The organism is Polaromonas sp. (assembly GCF_039930745.1).
GTDB lineage: Bacteria > Pseudomonadota > Gammaproteobacteria > Burkholderiales > Burkholderiaceae_C > Polaromonas.
Genome location: NZ_JBDTTH010000007.1, coordinates 74090 through 89511, shown reverse-complemented (window position 1 = coordinate 89511; position 15422 = coordinate 74090). Strand labels below are relative to the sequence as shown.

Genomic DNA, 15422 nt, shown 5'->3' with positions numbered 1-15422 from the left:
GTTTGGTTGTTGTTGGGTCAGCCAGCTCGTCAGGCGGCCTGCTTGGCCTGGAGCTGTTCCAGGTGCTGAACCAGCGCGGCCAGCATGAGTGGGTAGCTGGATTCATGGAACAGGCAAGCGCCACGCTCCTTGACGTGATCGAAGCCCAGCGGGCGCAGGAAGTCGGCCGTTACCGCAAAGCCCAGGCGGGTGCTGATTTCACCCAGCTTGAGAGTGGGGGGTGTTGTCGGTGGCGTTGCGGGCGCTGGCGTCGGGCGCGCGGCGGCTAGGGTCACGACGTTGGCAGTATGTTCTTGGCGCGGCGCGAACATCGCCTCTTGGTATGCTGTGCTTGTTTCAGCGCAATCGCTGCAGACTGCACCGATCAAACCCTGAGCCTGCCCCTTTTCGCAGCAGTATGCCTCCACTTGCGCCAGTGCCACGGGCGGGACGGCCGTTGCTGCTGCGGCTGCTGCTTCGCGGGCAATCCTCGCGTCGGACTCGATCTGATCACGCACGGCCTTTTCAGCCTTGGCCTGTTCTTCAGCCCGGATGCGCTCTCGCTGCGCGTCTTCCTTGCGCTGTTCTTCAACCTTGTGGGCAGCGATGCGGTTTTCGATCAGCGCGCGGCAATCGTCTGGCGCCTTGAGCACGATGGCACCGGTATCGGCGAACAGGAACGCATGGGCTGCAGCGAGTTCACGCAGGGCACCCAGGTTGATCTGTATCTTGTCGGCCATGGAATTGGCTTCACCCTTGGCGCGCGCCAGTTCGGTGCTGACGGCGTCTTCCATGCTGTCGAGGTTCTTTTTACCCTTGATGACGCCACCAAAATCAGCGGCCACCGCTGGCATGTAGGGTTTGCCTAGGCGGGTGTTCAGGCTGTCCATGTGCGTGCGGAATGCCGTGACGCCGCCGGCCACAATCTCGCCGCGACGGCGCTCTTTCTCAGTGGTCAGTAGCTTCTCAGCCATCAGGCGGTTGTCGCGGGCCATCTTGTGCAGCATGTCTTTGGTGCGCTTGGCACCGTCCACCGTGGCAAGCTGGGCCAGCATCTGCGCTTCTGCGCTGTCCAGGGCCGCCTCTGCGCCTTTGAGCGCTTTGATCTGCTGGTCAAGGTCGGCAAAGTCCTGGTCGGTCTTTGGGGTGCGAATCAGGCGGTGCTCGATGAAGTCGAACAAGGCGACCTCAAAAGCCTTGAAGTTGTCGGTGACGGTGATCTGGCCGGCGACTTGAACGGTGACGGCGGGCAGGGCGGTGACGGCGGCGGCGACGACAACCGGGGCGGCAGCGGGAGGCACGTAGGCGGCTAAGTCGATTGCAAGCTGCTCCCAGCCGCGCTCGATGGTTTCGCGCAGCTTGTCGTCGCTGGTGTACCAGCAGTGCTGCTCGACATCCAGCTCGTCACCATCCCAGCGGGATGCCATGAACAGAACCTTTTCAGCGCCGGACACCATGAGTTGCTGTTCCATCTGAACACGGTATTGCAGCGGAATCTCAAAGTCAGAACCCCAGGGCGCGCCATCACCATAAAGCGCTGCATTCATGGTCTTATGCTCGAACGCAATGCTTTCGTCCATGTTCAAACCATCGAAGCTGGCGCTGAGTTTGCCGCTGGAGCCGACGACCGGGTAGAGGTCTTCGCCGATGATCTTCTCTGCCAGCGGCCGGGCAAGTGCTTCAAAGCGGTGCCCGTCGGCATAGCGGCGCTGCGTGCTGGCGTCAACTTCTGGTGCCAGGCCGGTGTGCATCTCATGCAGCAACTGGCTGCGGGTCTTGTACGGGCTGCAGCCCATCATGGCCGGGGCGTCGCTGGCGTTGAAGTGAGTTGCGCGGTGGGCCAGCCACTCGGGGGTGCCCTGCAAAAATGGGACGATGTTCATGATGTTTTCTTTCAAGCGTTGAGTTCAACTACGCGGGCTTCATACAGTTCAGCCAGTTCGCCCTGGTGGCCTTTGTCTGCCACGGTGCCGATCAGGCTGGCGACTTCGTCCAACTTCTCACGGGTGGTGGATTTGGAAATCCTGTCAGCCACTTGGGCATAGGTCATGGTGATCACGCCGTCTTCATCGGCCACGACTGCCGGCTTTGGCACGGCACGGATGGCGGCCTCTTGTTCTACGGACAGCGGGTATTTCGTCTTGGCCTTTCCGATGATCGAATCAGCAGTGGCTTTTTTTGCAGCAATGGCTTTGTGCCAGTCAGGCAGGCGTTCAGCGAACAGGGCGTCGGGCCAAGCGGTTGACTGCACGACTTCGGCGGCACCCATGTCGCGTGGCTCTTGGATAGTCTCCAGTTCGTCCGGGGTGTAGACACCCAGAATGGCGCCGGGATGATAGGCGCGCGCCCAGTTCTTGACCTGCAAGTAGCCAAGCTGCTGCTTTGGGTTGGTCTTCCACAAAGGCGAGTTCTTTGTGGTGACTGTGCCGGCACACAACCACTCCCCCCAAGTGATTGCGCGCTGGCCGGTGCTGACGGCGCCGACGCGGCATTCCAGACGGTCACCGTCGCCCCTGTATTCGTAGCTGAACTCCCCGGTGATCGAGTTGGTCTGCTTGAGCACCGCATTGACCAGTTGCGCCTCATAGCCCAGCGTGCCGTTCACCAGGTGAGTCTTTTGGGCGACAGCGTAGGGGTTCATGTTCCATTGCGTGGCCTGAATCACGACGGCCAGGCAGTCGGCGGGCTTGCCCTGCAGGTGCTTAGGCACGGTGGCTACGCCTTGCGCCATCAGCTCAGCGAACTTGAACATCAGGGTCATATTCCCTTCGTTCAGGATCAAGGCGATGCTGCTGGCCGACGATGGCATGGCGTTGGCCGGGGTGGACACAACGGTCGAAACGGCGGTATTTTCAGATTGGCTGTTATTCATGGTTTTCCTCAGTAGTGGTGAAGGGTCAGGCAAAGAATCGGAAGGCGCCATACGCGAAGCCGGTCAGGACTCCAGCAGCGAGGCACTTTTGGTAAAAGCTCAGGCGCCGATACCACGGCAGGGGTGGCTGTGGTGGCTTCTCCCCAAACTGCACGGCATCTTTGACCTCGGCATTGTTGAAATGGCAGTCCATGGAGCAGGTCGGCGTGTTCGGACATTTGCGGCGCGCCTGTCCGTCGCATTGGCGTGTGAAAGTTGCGACTGTCACAACTGCACCGCCACCAGCCCGCGCCGGGTTGTGCACACCAGATCGCCATCGACGGTCCAGCGTGCTTCGCTGTTCGGTCCTCGCTCTGAAGTGCAGAGGGCTTGCGCTGCGGCTTGGCGCTTGGCGGTGCCTGCCTCGGTGGCCTGCAGGGCGGCCAGCTCGTCAGACTGGCTCCAGTCGGTGCCGTGATCTTCGGCGCCGGGTAGGTAGTGGCTGGTGCCAAGCACCAAGGCGATTAATGCGGCGGCCAGACAGTTGATGGTGGTGGTTTTCATTGGGTTGTCTCCGATTCAAGCGAGCCACCAAAGGCGGCAGCATCTGCGCGCATCTGCGGCGTGAGGGTGGGGCGTGGATGCCAGAACAACGCAGCGGTTTCGCGCATGGCATCGGCGGCAGCTAAAACTGGTTGGGTGCTTGTGATGGAATAGACAAAGCTATTTCCAAGAGCAAGATCCAGCGCCTCCAGAATCACTGCTGCGCCCTCTGCCTCAAGGTTCAGGCCCGCCAGCATGTCGGCGATGTGCTGGGCTTCCTGTGGGGATGCGTTGCGGCGGGTCATGCTGCACCGACTTTCTCAACACCCATCAGCTCACGCACCGGTTCCCCTGTGTCCACGTAGTACCAATCCGAATCGGTCAAGTTGTTGATCAGGAAGCGCTCAAATGCGGATTTGGGCGTGGTGTCGATCACGCGCTGCAGCTTCTTGTTTGGACCGCGCCAAGTGGGCTCCAAGCCCGCCTGTTGTGCTGCGGCTAGGTTGTGATGACCATCGGCAAGAATGCGATACGTCCGCCCGCGCAGCGTGGTTTCAAAGGTGCGGACCACAAACGCCTGAAAGGTTGCCGCCTTGTGCGACACGATGGCAGGATCTAGATGCCTTTGCGATGAGATAAGTGGCGCGCTCACGTCACAACCCCCGCATTCCCATACCGGAGATCCAGCGCATGAGCCGCATCAACCCGACGCGCCTCTTCACGCACGTAGCGCGCACGGTTTGCCGCATCGCAGCGAGCCCGCAGGGCAGGGTCAGCCGCCAACTGCCGCGCGGCTTCGGCCAGGCTCTCGGCTGTGATCTGCTGGTTCGTCGGCGTGCCAGCGCGGGCCTGCTTTGCTGCCGGAGCGGCGCAAAGGACTGGGGCTGTCGGTTGGTTCATCAATTAACTCCTGACCCGGGATTGGGTGCGTGGGAATTAATTTAACAAGTGTTGATATTGTTGTCAACAACTGTTTTTAACAATCGTTGATTTAGCTTTGTAATCAGACGTAAAAAAGCCCGCTTTTGCGGGCTGTGTAGGGTGATGCTGCGTTTATCGGAGCAGGAACGCTACCAGCGGGGCCAGCAGAAGGCCACCAAGCACCCCAAAGATCATGCAGCCATCCGTTGCGACTTTGGTTTCGGCTGTGCTGTTGCGAGCCTGAGCAAAGGCCCAGCCGACTGCTGCACCTACGAGCGCGCAGGCCACCAGCCCAAGAATGCTATCGCCAGAGCCTGGTTCGCTGTCGACCGCACCCATGCCGCCGAAGCCGGCGTGCGCGTTGGTCACCCAAACAGCCAAGAGGGCGAGGGTGGAAATTAGTCTGGTTGCCATTTACTGGGAGATAGTACGGCGCCGACTGCCTGGATGGCGTCGAGCTCGTCACGATAGATGGTGCGCCGCTGGTCACCGTTGACCGATGTGATGCCGATGGAGTCACTGCGCTCAAACAGGAGTTCTTTGACCATGCGCTGGCCGTCGAGCATTTTGATCAGCACGTATTCCCCAGCGGTGGGCGTTGAATTGGGCTCGATCAGCACGTACCAGCCATCCCGAATAGCGGGGTGCATGCTGCTGCCGCGCACGCGCAGGCAATAGGCATTGGGGTCTGCGGTCTGTATCTCAATATGACCGTCGCCAGCGCCGACTTCACTGCTGATTTCGTCATAGTAGCCATCTTCGCCCATGCGAGCCGTGCCGATCACGGGGACGCGCTTGGATATTCTGCTGGCCCGGTATTCGGTGGTGCTTTCCATCGCTCTGTGCGATTGGTCTGGCACCAGCGTGCCGCGGCCCGTCCGCAGGTACTCGTGACTGATGGTTGCAGGGGGAAACGCGGCAATGAGTGCTTCGGCAAATTCTGAGCGTCGGCTATCACGATTTTCCAGCGCGCCGATCGTCGTGTTGGCCACGCCGGATTTTTGGGCAAGGTCAACCGCCGACCACTTCATGTGTTCGCGCGCTTCCTTGATCCGCCCACCTAATTGCATACCCGGCGACTCTAAAACAGTTGTTGAAAACATTGGTTGACGGCTATATCAACAGGTGTTAATCTTCGCGCACTATGCAATTAACACACGTTGATTTACTCAAGCGAGCCTGTGAATTGGCAGGCGGACAGAGCGCGATGGCGGCCAAGCTGACCGAGCGTTTTCCTGACGCGCCCGTTTCACCAGCTCGCATTTTCAACTGGATCAAGCGTGATAGCGATATTCCGCCGGAGTACATCGCAGCCATTGAAAAGATTGTTGACGGTCAGGTGACCAGGCAGCAGTTTCGGCCTAACGATTTCCAAGAGATTTGGCCCGATCTTGCTGGACAGCAGGCCAAAGACGCGAAAGCCAAGCCGAAAACTCCCGCACGTCAGGAAGCCTGAGCCATGGATTCGGATGACGTGATGTTCTCCCGCACCGGCGTGGTCGGCCCGTTCGGCACGCTGACCGAAGATGCGAAAACCAAGATTGATTTCGACACGATGGCCGACTTCCGCCGTCTGTGCAACGACGCGGGCACAGATGTAAGTGGTGCCATCCGTGACTGGGTGTACCTCAAAACTCGCGGAAAGACTTACACGGCTTTTTGTGTTCATGCAGCCGAGGTTAAAGCTGCCAAGTTGTTCGGCGAAGGCCCTGTTGGGGCCCCAATGGGGGAACAGCGGAAATGAATCGAGCTGACATCACGCGAGCCATGGTCATGGACTTATTGGATTACAGCCCGGAAACGGGCAAATTCACCTGGCGCGTAAACCGTCGAGGCAAGGCTTTGGTTGGCGCCGAAGCAGGCTCCGTGGATGGGTATGGCTACATCGCTATCAGCGTGTTCAATATACGTTTTCTTGCGCACCGGCTTGCGTGGTTGGTTGTGTATGGCGGTTGGCCAGCGCTTCAACTCGACCACATCAACCGCAACAAAAAGGACAACAGTATTGGAAACCTGCGAGAGGTCACGGGCGCGCTGAACAAACAAAACCACATTCGTCCTATGCCCAACAATTCATTGGGATTGATAGGTGTGACTCCGGAAAGAGGGCGCTTCAAGAGCGTGTTAACCGCCAATGGCGTAACCAGATTCTTAGGGCGATTTTCAACGCCGGAATTAGCTCACGCCGCGTATATGAACGCAAAGCGCGCTCTCGACGGGAGCGTGCTTTGACTGTCGAAAAAGGCCAGTGGTTTCGTCTCCCGTCTGGTAAGACCGCTCAGGTGTGCCGAATCGTGGGCGGCAAAGCCCCCGAGGTGGTGATCCGATACCTGGACAACGACGGCGCGATGGCGGCCGGTGAATTTCAGATGACCCTTGCTTTTTTACTGACGCATGGCAAGCGCGTGAAGGTTGCGGCTGCAGAGCCTGCGAGGGCGGTATGACCGTAACCCTAATTCACAGCGATTGCATTGAAGCGATGCGCGCGATGCCTGATGCCAGCGTGGACAGTATTTGCACAGACCCGCCCTACGAGCTTGGTTTCATGGGCAAAGCCTGGGACAGTACCGGCATTGCCTGCAGTGTGTTGATGTGGACCGAAGCGCTGCGCGTACTCAAGCCAGGCGGCTACCTGCTGGCATTCAGCGGATCACGTACCTATCACCGTATGGCTTGCGCTATCGAGGATGCTGGGTTTGATATTCGTGATCAGATCATGTGGCTGTATTCGAGTGGCTTCCCGAAAAGCCACAACTTAGATAACTTGCGAGGGGAGGTGATCTGTGGCTGTGGAAGTGAATCGAAGACCGAACGTAACGTGCGACCTGTGCGGAGCGGGGATGTACCGGCGGCCGAATCTCCTGATGAAGAATGCCGGCAAGTTTTGCAGCCGTCCTTGTCGCAATCGGGCACACCCATTGCCGGACGGACGAAATTTCCCGCCGCCGAAATTCGGAGCCGCCAATCCAGCCTGGAAGGGTGGGGTAACGATTTTCAAGAAGAAGGGCAACTACAAGGGCGTTCGCTACATCAGAGCGCCGGATTGGATGCGACCGATGGCGCGCAAGGACGGCTACATCATGGAGCATCGGATGGTGATGGCCGAGTGGTGCGGATTCTTGCTGACCAGGACGGAAGTGGTTCATCACGTCAACCACAACCCGACGCAGAACAGTCGGACGAACATGGAATTGTGGCCGGACAACCGAAGCCACAAGTTGGCGGAACATGGCCGATTTGTGGAGGGTGCGGCAAACCGATTTTGCCTAAAGGTCTTGGCACCGCGCTAAAGCCAGCCCATGAGCCCATCTGCATGGCGCGCAAGCCGCTGATCGGCACCGTGGCCGCAAACGTGGAGCTGAACGGTACCGGTGCCTTGAACATCGCCGCCTGTCGAATCCAGACCGACGAAAAGCTGCGCGTCGGTTCGGGCGGTATCCCTTGCCGACATGACGTCGACACCCCGCGTCGCGCTGGAGAGGCCAGCGCCAATTCAACCTATGCCGACGCTGGCGGTACCAACTTCGCCATGACTCCCGGCCCAAGAGGCGGTGACGCGGCCGGGCGCTGGCCGGCGAACGTCATTCATGACGGCAGTGACGAGGTAGTGCGGGCATTTCCATACACCGCAAGTGGCCACAGCGCCATCAAGCGTGCGAGCAGCGCCCAAGGCCACGGCAACGCCGGTGCCGCGTATGGCGCCGAAAGCAGAGCAGAGGGCACGCCCATGGTCAGCTATGGCGATGCGGGGAGCGCAGCCCGCTTCTTTTATTGTGCAAAAGCGAGCAAGGATGACCGTGACGAAGGGTTGGAGCGCTTCAAACGGTACAGCAAGTCTCATATCGCAAGCACAGACGGCGGCGGCGGTGGGTGGTCAAAAGATTCGGCAAAGAACCCCAACCTACCGCGCGCCAACACCCACCCGACCGTAAAGCCCACTGACTTGATGCGCTACCTGTGCCGCCTTGTCACGCCACCGGGCGGCACCGTGCTCGACCCTTTTATGGGAAGCGGCAGCACCGGCAAGGCGGCAGTGCTGGAAGGCTTCAACTTCATCGGCATCGACATGACCGCTGAATACGTGGAGATTGCACGCGGGCGCATCGACCACGCCCAGCGGCAGGACCAGCAGCCATCCCTTGACATGGAGGCCACATGAAAACCGCAGTCCGCCAGACCAGCATCGACACCTACCACTCCCCTGTGGCGGATCGCTTCTCAGGCCAATGCAATGCCATCGTGGCTGCCATGACGCCCGGCAAGCTCTACAGCCGCCGCCAAATCGCCAAGGCTTTGCATATGGAAACCAGCACCATGGCCGCCCGCATGAACTCGCTGATCGCCGATGGCAGGTGCGAAGTGTGTGGAACGCTGAAATGCCCCATCACCGGCGTCAATGTTGAAGCTGTGAAGTTGACCTCACAGCAAATGGAAATTGCATGACCGACGAATTTCCCGAGCCGCTGACCCCGGCGGGCTGCAACCTACAGGACTTTGCATTCATGCCGCTCGACGTGGCACGCCTGCGCGACTCCGACCTTGCATCGAACGAGACACCAGACGCCTGCTGGGCTGCTGTACTGCTGTGGGCAGCATCATGGCACCAGGTGCCGGCCGCATCCATCCCGAACGAAGAGAAGTGGATTGCCAAGGCTGCAGGCTATGCCCAGCGCGGCAAGATCGACCGCGGCTGGGCTGGCGTGCGCGATGGCGCGATGCGCAACTGGATTGAATGCTCTGACGGTCGCCTGTACCACCCTGTCGTCGCCGAGAAGGCCGTGGAAGCATGGAAGGCCAAGCTGGCCCAGCGCCACCGCAGCGAGTGCGCGCGCATCAAGAAACACAACGAGCGCCACCCCGGCGCCAACGTGCAAAAGCTGGAATTTGATGACTGGTTGGCCGCTGGTTGTCCCCAGGGACACCCCCTCTACGTCCCCAGCGAAACGGCTGCCCGTCCCCAAAAAGTCCCTAGTGAAACATCATCCAAGGGACAGGGAGAGGGACAGGGACAGGGAAAAGATAGTAATACCCCCCCACCCCCCAAGGGGGGCTGCAAACGGTTTGAGGAATTTTGGAACACATGGCCGAAGTCCGAGCGCAAGCAGGACAAGGTGAAGTGCGCCCAGAAGTGGCGACGTGAGAGCCTTGACGCTGTGGCAGACCTGCTGATTGCCGACATCGCGGTGAAGCGCAAAACCACGAAATGGATTGATGGCTTTATCGAGGCCCCGCTGGTGTACCTCGGCGGCAGGCGCTGGGAGGACGGCGTATCACCCGATGAACCCATGGGCGCAGGCATGGCTGACCCAGACAGCCGCGTGAGCATCGAGGCCGAGGCGGTCAAAAAAGGCGTTAGCCCATGGGATCAATTGGCCGAGCAATGGCCGGAATACCGCGCCCGCGTGCGTGCCGCCACTGAAAAAACCGCGGAGGTAGCGTGACATGCACGGACTGTTCAGCCGCCGAAGAGACAAAAGGGCACTGGCGCCAATACAACGCGCCGCAGTGCGTGTACTGCGCGGGCAGGCTTATCAGGCAGATGGACACCCTCCGCACGCCAACCGCAGCGCAGATCGTGGAGCGAAAGCGCGTGGCGCTGGCCGAAGCGGTGGCTTGGGGCCACACGGAGGCAGAAATCCGCGCGCTGGTCAAGAACGGGCCGTTTGTGCAGCCGCCCCAAGTCCCCAAGGGCAAACGTAAATGAAATTCAATCTCCCCCTCAAAACCGTGAGCCTGCTGAACATGCGCGAGCACTTCCGCGTGACGGCAAAGCGCAAGAAGGCGCACCGTGAAGCCGTGGGCTGGGCAACGGCAGGGATCAAACCGCCAGCGCTGCCGGTGACTGTGACCCTCACGCGGGTATCACCCGGCACGCTGGACGCGCACGACAACCTTCCGAGCAGCATGAAAAATTTGGTCGACGGGATTGCCGACTGGCTGGGTGTTGACGACGCAGACTCGCGCGTGACGTGGCGGTATGCGCAGGAAAAGTGCAAGCGCGGCATGTTCGGCGTGGTGGTGGAGGTGACAACGTGACCCGCTACTACATCGCCGGGCCAATGACCGGGTTGCCCGACTTGAATTTTCCAGCGTTCAACGCGACAGCCGCGACGCTGCGTGCAGCTGGCCATGAGGTGGAAAACCCGGCGGAAATCAACCCAGATCCGACGGCAGAGTGGACCGACTGCATGTTTGCGGACTTGAAGGCGCTGACTGGCTGCGACGGCATTGTGATGCTGCCGGGCTGGGAGAAGTCACCCGGCGCCCAGATCGAGCGGCTTTGGGCGACCCGGACCGGGAAGCCAGTTTTCTGCGCGATGAAGCTGCATGAGGTGCCTGCGTGACCATCATCCACTGCGTATCGGTATCGACCGGCAAGGACAGTGGCGCCACGGCGATTGTCGCGCTGGAAACCGAGCCGCGCGAGAGCCTGCGCTTTGTCAGCGCAGACACGGGAAATGAGCATGAAAACTACCATGACTATCTGGGATACATGGAACGGCACCTTGGCATCAAAATCGACGTGCTGCGAGCCAACTTCGACCGGGAAATTGCCAAAAAACGCACCTACGTTCTGACGCACTGGGCCGGCAAGGGTGTGCCGCAGGCCGACATTGAGCGCGCGGCGGCTGCCTTGGTGCCGACTGGCAACCCTTTCCTTGACTTGTGCATCTGGAAGGGGAAATTTCCCAGCCGCACCGCCCAGTTTTGCACCCAGTACTTGAAAACGGAGCTGCTGACCGAGTATCAACTTGCCTTCATCGAGCGCGGCGAGGCAGAAGCCGTATGGTCGTGGCAGGGAGTTCGCATCGACGAGAGCGCTGCAAGGCGTAAACGACTTGCCTGCCCGGTGCACCCATCCTTCCATCGCACTTTCGATGTTGTCGGCGCTGGTCTTTTCAACTACCGGCCTATTCTGCGCTGGAAGGCCGAAGACTGCTTTGAAGCACACCGCATTGCCGGCCTGGAACCCAATCCGCTTTACAGCCAGGGCATGACTCGCGTGGGTTGCATGCCGTGTATCAACGCCGGTAAAGACGAAGTGCTGGAAATCAGCAAACGCTTCCCGCACCACATCGAGCGCATCGAATACTGGGAATTGATGGTCGGCCAAGCATCGAAGCGCCAAGCCTCCAGCTTCTTCCCAGATCCAGACCGGGATGCCCACCTCGACAAGCGCGGCATCCGTAAGGTCGTGGAGTGGAGCAAAACGAAGCGCGGCGGCCAGCTCATGGATTGGATACGCATTCACGAGGAACCTAAAGCGTGTAGTAGCGCCTACGGGTTGTGCGAATGACCTACAAAGAAGCCAAAGCCCTGCGCACGCGGCAGCTTGCCGGGGAGCAATTCCCACCTTCAGTGCTGGCCCAGGCCATCGCAGTGATTCAGCAGCCAACAGCCCGAGCGGTACCGCCAGCACCGCCGCCAATTTCCAAGCGCCGATCACGCTTCCGCCCCGAGGACACCGTGATAGTGAAACGCCTGCGGGCGATGCTGCGAAGGAGCGGAGGATGAGTGAAATCACACTGGTGCGCCAAGACGGAGCGCTGCCCGATGCGGACAAGGATGCCGCGCGCCGCGTGCTGTTCGGTTTGGTCGATGGGCTGGGCGAGGTCAATCAGAAGTCGTGGCGCCGGTTTTTCAATGGCCTGTTGAAGATGGAGCCCGGCGAAATGGTCCACATCAAGACCAACCGTGCGCGCAGTGGCCCGTTTCATCGCCGCCACTTCAAGATCGAGCAGACCCTTTTTGAGGCCCAAGAACGCTTTGAGTTTTTCGACCAGTACCTGTACTGGATCAAGGTCGGTGCCGGGTGGGTGACATGGGCGGCGGGACCGTCTGGCGGGGTGGTTCCGATCCCGAGGTCGGTCAGCTATGCCAAGGCTGACGAGGGTGATTTCCAGAAATTCCACGAACAGGTGATGACCTTCCTGCGCGGCCCTCACGCAGCGCGCTATCTCTGGCCGCACCTGAAAGACAAGGCTGACGAAATGATGAATTCGATTTTGGAGGGCTTCCACGAATGAAGCGTATTGACCACACCAGCCAACGGTACGGCCGACTTCAGGTTCTCAGTAGGGCCGCTAACGCTGGCAAGCACGTCAGGTGGGATTGCTTGTGCGACTGTGGCGAGCGGCCAACCGTTTCATCGACGCATCTGTCCAGCGGACACACCACCAGCTGCGGCTGCGTCAGAAACGAGGTGACGGCAGCGCGCAACCATGCTGGCGCAACGCATGGGATGTGGGAAACACCAGAGTTCCAGGCTTGGCAAAGCATGCTGAAGCGGTGTTATCTCAAAAGCAACAAACGGTATGCCGACTATGGGGGGCGAGGCATTGATGTCTGCAAAGAGTGGCGCGATTCGTTTGAGTCGTTCTATGCGCACATCGGGCCAAGGCCGTCGGCAAAACACTCCCTCGACCGCATCAGAAATGCAGAGGGTTACAAACCCGGAAATATCAGGTGGGCGACCGAGTCCGAACAAAACAACAACCGCCGCAGCAACGTGACGGCGAAGGTCAACGGCCAGGAGTTGACGGCCGCACAAATTTCACAGCAGTACGGACTCGGGCACGGAACGGTGGTTTACCGCATCAAGACCGGGAAGAGCGCGGCTGAAATCGTGGCGCCATCTACAAGGCTGTCACGCCGACATGATCGAAACCATATTGCACAGTTTTGAATGGCAGCACTGAACGAGCACAAGATTGATGCCGTGCGGCCCCGGCTCAGGGCGCAAACATTGAAAGCGAATCATGGACAAGAAAAGCACAGTGGCCGCAGAAAAAGAGAGAGCGGCCCAAAAGATCGACCGCGCGAGCACCGCATCACGGGAGCAGGGCGGTCACCACCTGACAAAAGCAAACGCCATCCTGCGTGGCGCGCCGGTGCCTGCCAAGACAGTCAAGGCGCTGAAGGCTGGTTGACATGCTGCGACGCACGGGCTTCAAGCGCAAAAGTTTTGATCACCACCACACCGGCGAACGTGTGACAAATTGGCCCGAAGCCCTTTCGCAGCCTGCGCGTGCAGCTATACAAACGATAGCGGATGCTTGCATCAGCCAGCCCAAGACCATCCAGCACCGCAACCCGCACCTGCTGGCGATGGCCCGGGACAAGCCTTGCCTGCTGCTGGTGCCCGGCTGCTGCAACCACCGCACCGATACAACCGTGGCCTGTCACAGCAACTGGCAGGAGCACGGCGGCAAGGGCGGCGCGCGCAAGGCAGACGATCATTACAGCGCTTGGGGATGTGCCGCCTGCCATACCTGGCTCGACACCGGGAAAGCGCCCAAGGCCCAAAAGCAGGCCATCTTCTTGGCTGGCCACCTGCGGCAGGTTCTGGCCTGGCGCCAGATTACAGCCAACCCAGCGACGCCGGCACGCGACCGCAAGGCGGCGCTGTGGGCGCTGGACTTGTTGAGCGCAATTCCTAACGAAATCAGCCTCCAGCCCTTATTGGGCGGGCGTACATAGCTATAAAATCAGGAGCAAAATGATGGGACGATTGATAGGCACCAGGATCAAGCAGGCGGTTGAGTTGGTCGAGCTCAACCCAGGGTGCACCAGCAAGGATGTGGCCCAGGGCATGTCGGGCGTGAGCCATGCGAACGCCTCGAAGTGCTGCCGGCTGGCCCAGGGGTACGGGCTGCTGACCAGTGACACATCTACCAGCCCCATGAAGTACACGGTGGTGGAAGGGTGGCGCAACACGGTGTCTGGCGTCGTCGCCCGTGAGCCCAACCCGGATGTTGGACTCAACGCTGAAACCACGGTGCAGCGCGCCATAGCCAACCAGCCGACAAGCGTATTTCACCTTGGAGCCCTTGCGCTGCGGGCGCAAGCAGCTATGAATTCAGGAGCATCCCTTGGAACTTGAAACCCCGTGGCTCCAGAAGGATGCCGCCGAGGACTTGCTTAACCTGGTCACCGGCACGCAGATCGGTTGGGGCCAGTACCGCCGCGTCTATGAGCACGCCTTCGACAAGAAGCTGGTCATCAAACAAGACAGCGGCCAGAACTTCAGCAACATCAATGAGTGGCAGGTGTGGAACGAGTTCAAGGATGGGCCCGTGGGCAAATGGCTGGCGCCGGTGCTGTTTTGCAGCGCCCGCGGCCTGTGGATCGTTATGGCCAAGACACGACCGATCCCGATAGGCAAGTTCCCCAAGCGTATCCCGGCCCTGTTCACCGACATCAAGCCGGATAACTGGGGTATGTACCGCGGCCGCCCCGTGTGCCACGACTACGGCAATCACACGGTTTTCACATTGGCCAGGCCGCACGCCGCAAAGCTCAAGGCTGCGCACTGGGAGCACCACGCATGAACCGCTGCACTGCCTTCTTGTTTTTCTGGTTGGTTGGGATGTTGCTAGGGGTGACCGGTCAACACGCCCTCGGTGCAGCCTTTGCAGCAACGGGCATCCTCATTGGTGCAGGACTTATATGACCACCGAAACACTCTTCCAAAGCGGCCAGGCCGCGCTGAACTTTGCCTACAGGCACAGCCACGGCGACTATCCATCCAACCTGCTGGGCCGGGCTCAGAAGAGGGGCCCGGCTGCAGCCGCGCCGGCGCCGCGAGGGCTGGATGCCGCCATGGCTGCCGGCTGGGTGCGGCAGGTGATCGAGGGAGGCGCTGGACACCCCGGACTGCCCGAGCCATACCGCAGCGTGCTGCTGGCCAAGTTCTCGGTGGACTCACACCTGAACCTGGCTGCGAAGCTGCGCATCCTGGAGGACGTCCTCGCGCTGTCCCTAGGGACAGGCCTGCACAAGCGCCGGATGGTGGACCTGTGCGTTCAGCGCTACTTCGGGGGCACGGTGATCTGCGCCGGGGAGCGCAGGCCCATCAGGCAACACCAGGTAGCAGACTGGTGCGATGTCAGTCAGCAGACCGTGAGCGCCACCTATGTGAAGGTAAAGACGTGGCTGGCGGCCAAGGAGCGCACCGCCATGGAGTTGGTGGAGCGCGAGCTGGTACGAAAGGGGATGGTGTGAGGCTCAGCGCCATCGCCTCCGCCGTCGACTGGCTGGCTGCCGATTACGCGCAAGCGCCACCCACCTACATGGCATACGTTGAAGCCGTCAACGAGGTGCTGGAGCTTCATCGAGGCGAGTTCGT

General features: G+C 60.2%; 25 protein-coding genes. 18 read left to right on the top strand and 7 right to left on the bottom strand.

What is annotated here, in order from left to right; all coding sequences use genetic code 11:
• Positions 1-29 precede the first annotated feature (29 nt).
• The 7 genes from ABI660_RS04530 to ABI660_RS04500 all read right to left on the bottom strand — a co-directional run bounded on the left by ABI660_RS04530 (position 30) and on the right by ABI660_RS04500 (position 5397).
• Positions 30-1862, bottom strand: a complete 1833-nt coding sequence (locus ABI660_RS04530; RefSeq protein WP_348065391.1) for a lambda-exonuclease family protein — start codon at positions 1860-1862, stop codon at positions 30-32.
• An 11-nt stretch (positions 1863-1873) separates the two neighbouring features.
• Complete coding sequence (locus tag ABI660_RS04525) at positions 1874-2851, bottom strand: recombinase RecT (protein ID WP_348065389.1); 978 nt, start codon at positions 2849-2851, stop codon at positions 1874-1876.
• 264 nt (positions 2852-3115) lie between these two features.
• Positions 3116-3394, bottom strand: coding sequence for a hypothetical protein (locus ABI660_RS04520; protein ID WP_348065387.1), 279 nt, complete (start codon positions 3392-3394; stop codon positions 3116-3118).
• A complete protein-coding gene (locus tag ABI660_RS04515; protein WP_348065385.1) occupies positions 3391-3678 on the bottom strand; it encodes a hypothetical protein in 288 nt (95 codons plus the stop codon). The genes ABI660_RS04520 and ABI660_RS04515 overlap by 4 nt, the downstream gene beginning before the upstream one ends.
• A complete protein-coding gene (locus ABI660_RS04510) occupies positions 3675-4025 on the bottom strand; it encodes a hypothetical protein (RefSeq protein WP_348065383.1) in 351 nt (116 codons plus the stop codon). The genes ABI660_RS04515 and ABI660_RS04510 overlap by 4 nt, the downstream gene beginning before the upstream one ends.
• Positions 4022-4273, bottom strand: a complete 252-nt coding sequence (locus tag ABI660_RS04505) for a hypothetical protein (protein WP_348065381.1) — start codon at positions 4271-4273, stop codon at positions 4022-4024. Before ABI660_RS04505 ends, ABI660_RS04510 begins: the two co-directional genes overlap by 4 nt.
• 419 nt (positions 4274-4692) lie before the next feature.
• On the bottom strand, positions 4693-5397 hold the full coding sequence (locus ABI660_RS04500) for a S24 family peptidase (RefSeq protein WP_348065379.1): 705 nt from the start codon (positions 5395-5397) through the stop codon (positions 4693-4695).
• 41 nt (positions 5398-5438) lie between these two features.
• On the opposite strand from ABI660_RS04500, the gene ABI660_RS04495 reads away from it, so the two are divergent.
• From ABI660_RS04495 to ABI660_RS04410, 18 genes are all read left to right on the top strand, one after another.
• Positions 5439-5750 (top strand): YdaS family helix-turn-helix protein, encoded by a 312-nt coding sequence (locus ABI660_RS04495; protein WP_348065377.1) that lies wholly within the window; start codon positions 5439-5441, stop codon positions 5748-5750.
• Positions 5751-5753: 3 nt separating this feature from the next.
• Positions 5754-6038 (top strand): hypothetical protein, encoded by a 285-nt coding sequence (locus tag ABI660_RS04490; protein ID WP_348065375.1) that lies wholly within the window; start codon positions 5754-5756, stop codon positions 6036-6038.
• Positions 6035-6526, top strand: coding sequence for an HNH endonuclease signature motif containing protein (locus tag ABI660_RS04485; protein ID WP_348065373.1), 492 nt, complete (start codon positions 6035-6037; stop codon positions 6524-6526). The genes ABI660_RS04490 and ABI660_RS04485 overlap by 4 nt, the downstream gene beginning before the upstream one ends.
• The gene (locus tag ABI660_RS04480; protein ID WP_348065371.1) at positions 6523-6738 is read left to right on the top strand and encodes a hypothetical protein; all 216 of its coding nucleotides are present in this window, start codon (positions 6523-6525) and stop codon (positions 6736-6738) included. The genes ABI660_RS04485 and ABI660_RS04480 overlap by 4 nt, the downstream gene beginning before the upstream one ends.
• Complete coding sequence (locus ABI660_RS04475) at positions 6735-8453, top strand: DNA methyltransferase (RefSeq protein WP_348065369.1); 1719 nt, start codon at positions 6735-6737, stop codon at positions 8451-8453. The genes ABI660_RS04480 and ABI660_RS04475 overlap by 4 nt, the downstream gene beginning before the upstream one ends.
• A complete protein-coding gene (locus ABI660_RS04470; RefSeq protein ID WP_348065367.1) occupies positions 8450-8737 on the top strand; it encodes a hypothetical protein in 288 nt (95 codons plus the stop codon). Before ABI660_RS04475 ends, ABI660_RS04470 begins: the two co-directional genes overlap by 4 nt.
• Complete coding sequence (locus ABI660_RS04465; protein ID WP_348065365.1) at positions 8734-9735, top strand: hypothetical protein; 1002 nt, start codon at positions 8734-8736, stop codon at positions 9733-9735. Before ABI660_RS04470 ends, ABI660_RS04465 begins: the two co-directional genes overlap by 4 nt.
• Positions 9736-9833: 98 nt before the next feature.
• Positions 9834-9998 (top strand): hypothetical protein, encoded by a 165-nt coding sequence (locus tag ABI660_RS04460; RefSeq protein WP_348065363.1) that lies wholly within the window; start codon positions 9834-9836, stop codon positions 9996-9998.
• Positions 9995-10330, top strand: coding sequence for a hypothetical protein (locus ABI660_RS04455; RefSeq protein WP_348065361.1), 336 nt, complete (start codon positions 9995-9997; stop codon positions 10328-10330). The genes ABI660_RS04460 and ABI660_RS04455 overlap by 4 nt, the downstream gene beginning before the upstream one ends.
• Entirely contained in the window at positions 10327-10638 is a 312-nt protein-coding gene (locus ABI660_RS04450) for a DUF4406 domain-containing protein (RefSeq protein WP_348065359.1), read from the top strand. The genes ABI660_RS04455 and ABI660_RS04450 overlap by 4 nt, the downstream gene beginning before the upstream one ends.
• Positions 10635-11591, top strand: a complete 957-nt coding sequence (locus ABI660_RS04445; RefSeq protein ID WP_348065357.1) for a phosphoadenosine phosphosulfate reductase family protein — start codon at positions 10635-10637, stop codon at positions 11589-11591. Before ABI660_RS04450 ends, ABI660_RS04445 begins: the two co-directional genes overlap by 4 nt.
• 214 nt (positions 11592-11805) lie before the next feature.
• Positions 11806-12321 carry a DUF1367 family protein gene (locus ABI660_RS04440; RefSeq protein WP_348065355.1) on the top strand — a complete coding sequence of 172 codons (516 nt, stop codon included), beginning with the start codon at positions 11806-11808 and terminating at the stop codon, positions 12319-12321.
• Positions 12322-12497: 176 nt separating this feature from the next.
• On the top strand, positions 12498-12980 hold the full coding sequence (locus ABI660_RS04435; protein ID WP_348065353.1) for a hypothetical protein: 483 nt from the start codon (positions 12498-12500) through the stop codon (positions 12978-12980).
• A 73-nt stretch (positions 12981-13053) separates the two neighbouring features.
• Positions 13054-13224 (top strand): hypothetical protein, encoded by a 171-nt coding sequence (locus ABI660_RS04430; RefSeq protein ID WP_348065351.1) that lies wholly within the window; start codon positions 13054-13056, stop codon positions 13222-13224.
• Between the two features lies 1 nt (position 13225).
• Positions 13226-13774 (top strand): nuclease domain-containing protein, encoded by a 549-nt coding sequence (locus ABI660_RS04425; protein ID WP_348065349.1) that lies wholly within the window; start codon positions 13226-13228, stop codon positions 13772-13774.
• A 22-nt stretch (positions 13775-13796) separates the two neighbouring features.
• Complete coding sequence (locus ABI660_RS04420; RefSeq protein ID WP_348065347.1) at positions 13797-14177, top strand: hypothetical protein; 381 nt, start codon at positions 13797-13799, stop codon at positions 14175-14177.
• Positions 14167-14625, top strand: coding sequence for a hypothetical protein (locus tag ABI660_RS04415; protein ID WP_348065345.1), 459 nt, complete (start codon positions 14167-14169; stop codon positions 14623-14625). The genes ABI660_RS04420 and ABI660_RS04415 overlap by 11 nt, the downstream gene beginning before the upstream one ends.
• A gap of 118 nt (positions 14626-14743) precedes the next feature.
• Positions 14744-15298 (top strand): hypothetical protein, encoded by a 555-nt coding sequence (locus tag ABI660_RS04410; protein ID WP_348065343.1) that lies wholly within the window; start codon positions 14744-14746, stop codon positions 15296-15298.
• The last annotated feature ends 124 nt before the right edge of the window (positions 15299-15422 follow it).

What these genes read in the sequence shown, in the direction of transcription:
- ABI660_RS04420 (WP_348065347.1), top strand. Translation starts at nt 13,797, where the DNA reads ATGGGACGATTGATAGGCACCAGGATCAAGCAGGCGGTTGAGTTGGTC.
- ABI660_RS04425 (WP_348065349.1), top strand. Translation starts at nt 13,226, where the DNA reads ATGCTGCGACGCACGGGCTTCAAGCGCAAAAGTTTTGATCACCACCAC.
- ABI660_RS04495 (WP_348065377.1), top strand. Translation starts at nt 5,439, where the DNA reads ATGCAATTAACACACGTTGATTTACTCAAGCGAGCCTGTGAATTGGCA.
- ABI660_RS04515 (WP_348065385.1), bottom strand. Translation starts at nt 3,678, where the DNA reads ATGACCCGCCGCAACGCATCCCCACAGGAAGCCCAGCACATCGCCGAC.
- ABI660_RS04460 (WP_348065363.1), top strand. Translation starts at nt 9,834, where the DNA reads ATGGACACCCTCCGCACGCCAACCGCAGCGCAGATCGTGGAGCGAAAG.
- ABI660_RS04485 (WP_348065373.1), top strand. Translation starts at nt 6,035, where the DNA reads ATGAATCGAGCTGACATCACGCGAGCCATGGTCATGGACTTATTGGAT.
- ABI660_RS04475 (WP_348065369.1), top strand. Translation starts at nt 6,735, where the DNA reads ATGACCGTAACCCTAATTCACAGCGATTGCATTGAAGCGATGCGCGCG.
- ABI660_RS04520 (WP_348065387.1), bottom strand. Translation starts at nt 3,394, where the DNA reads ATGAAAACCACCACCATCAACTGTCTGGCCGCCGCATTAATCGCCTTG.
- ABI660_RS04530 (WP_348065391.1), bottom strand. Translation starts at nt 1,862, where the DNA reads ATGAACATCGTCCCATTTTTGCAGGGCACCCCCGAGTGGCTGGCCCAC.
- ABI660_RS04410 (WP_348065343.1), top strand. Translation starts at nt 14,744, where the DNA reads ATGACCACCGAAACACTCTTCCAAAGCGGCCAGGCCGCGCTGAACTTT.
- ABI660_RS04430 (WP_348065351.1), top strand. Translation starts at nt 13,054, where the DNA reads ATGGACAAGAAAAGCACAGTGGCCGCAGAAAAAGAGAGAGCGGCCCAA.
- ABI660_RS04455 (WP_348065361.1), top strand. Translation starts at nt 9,995, where the DNA reads ATGAAATTCAATCTCCCCCTCAAAACCGTGAGCCTGCTGAACATGCGC.
- ABI660_RS04525 (WP_348065389.1), bottom strand. Translation starts at nt 2,851, where the DNA reads ATGAATAACAGCCAATCTGAAAATACCGCCGTTTCGACCGTTGTGTCC.
- ABI660_RS04505 (WP_348065381.1), bottom strand. Translation starts at nt 4,273, where the DNA reads ATGAACCAACCGACAGCCCCAGTCCTTTGCGCCGCTCCGGCAGCAAAG.
- ABI660_RS04440 (WP_348065355.1), top strand. Translation starts at nt 11,806, where the DNA reads ATGAGTGAAATCACACTGGTGCGCCAAGACGGAGCGCTGCCCGATGCG.
- ABI660_RS04490 (WP_348065375.1), top strand. Translation starts at nt 5,754, where the DNA reads ATGGATTCGGATGACGTGATGTTCTCCCGCACCGGCGTGGTCGGCCCG.
- ABI660_RS04470 (WP_348065367.1), top strand. Translation starts at nt 8,450, where the DNA reads ATGAAAACCGCAGTCCGCCAGACCAGCATCGACACCTACCACTCCCCT.
- ABI660_RS04500 (WP_348065379.1), bottom strand. Translation starts at nt 5,397, where the DNA reads ATGTTTTCAACAACTGTTTTAGAGTCGCCGGGTATGCAATTAGGTGGG.
- ABI660_RS04465 (WP_348065365.1), top strand. Translation starts at nt 8,734, where the DNA reads ATGACCGACGAATTTCCCGAGCCGCTGACCCCGGCGGGCTGCAACCTA.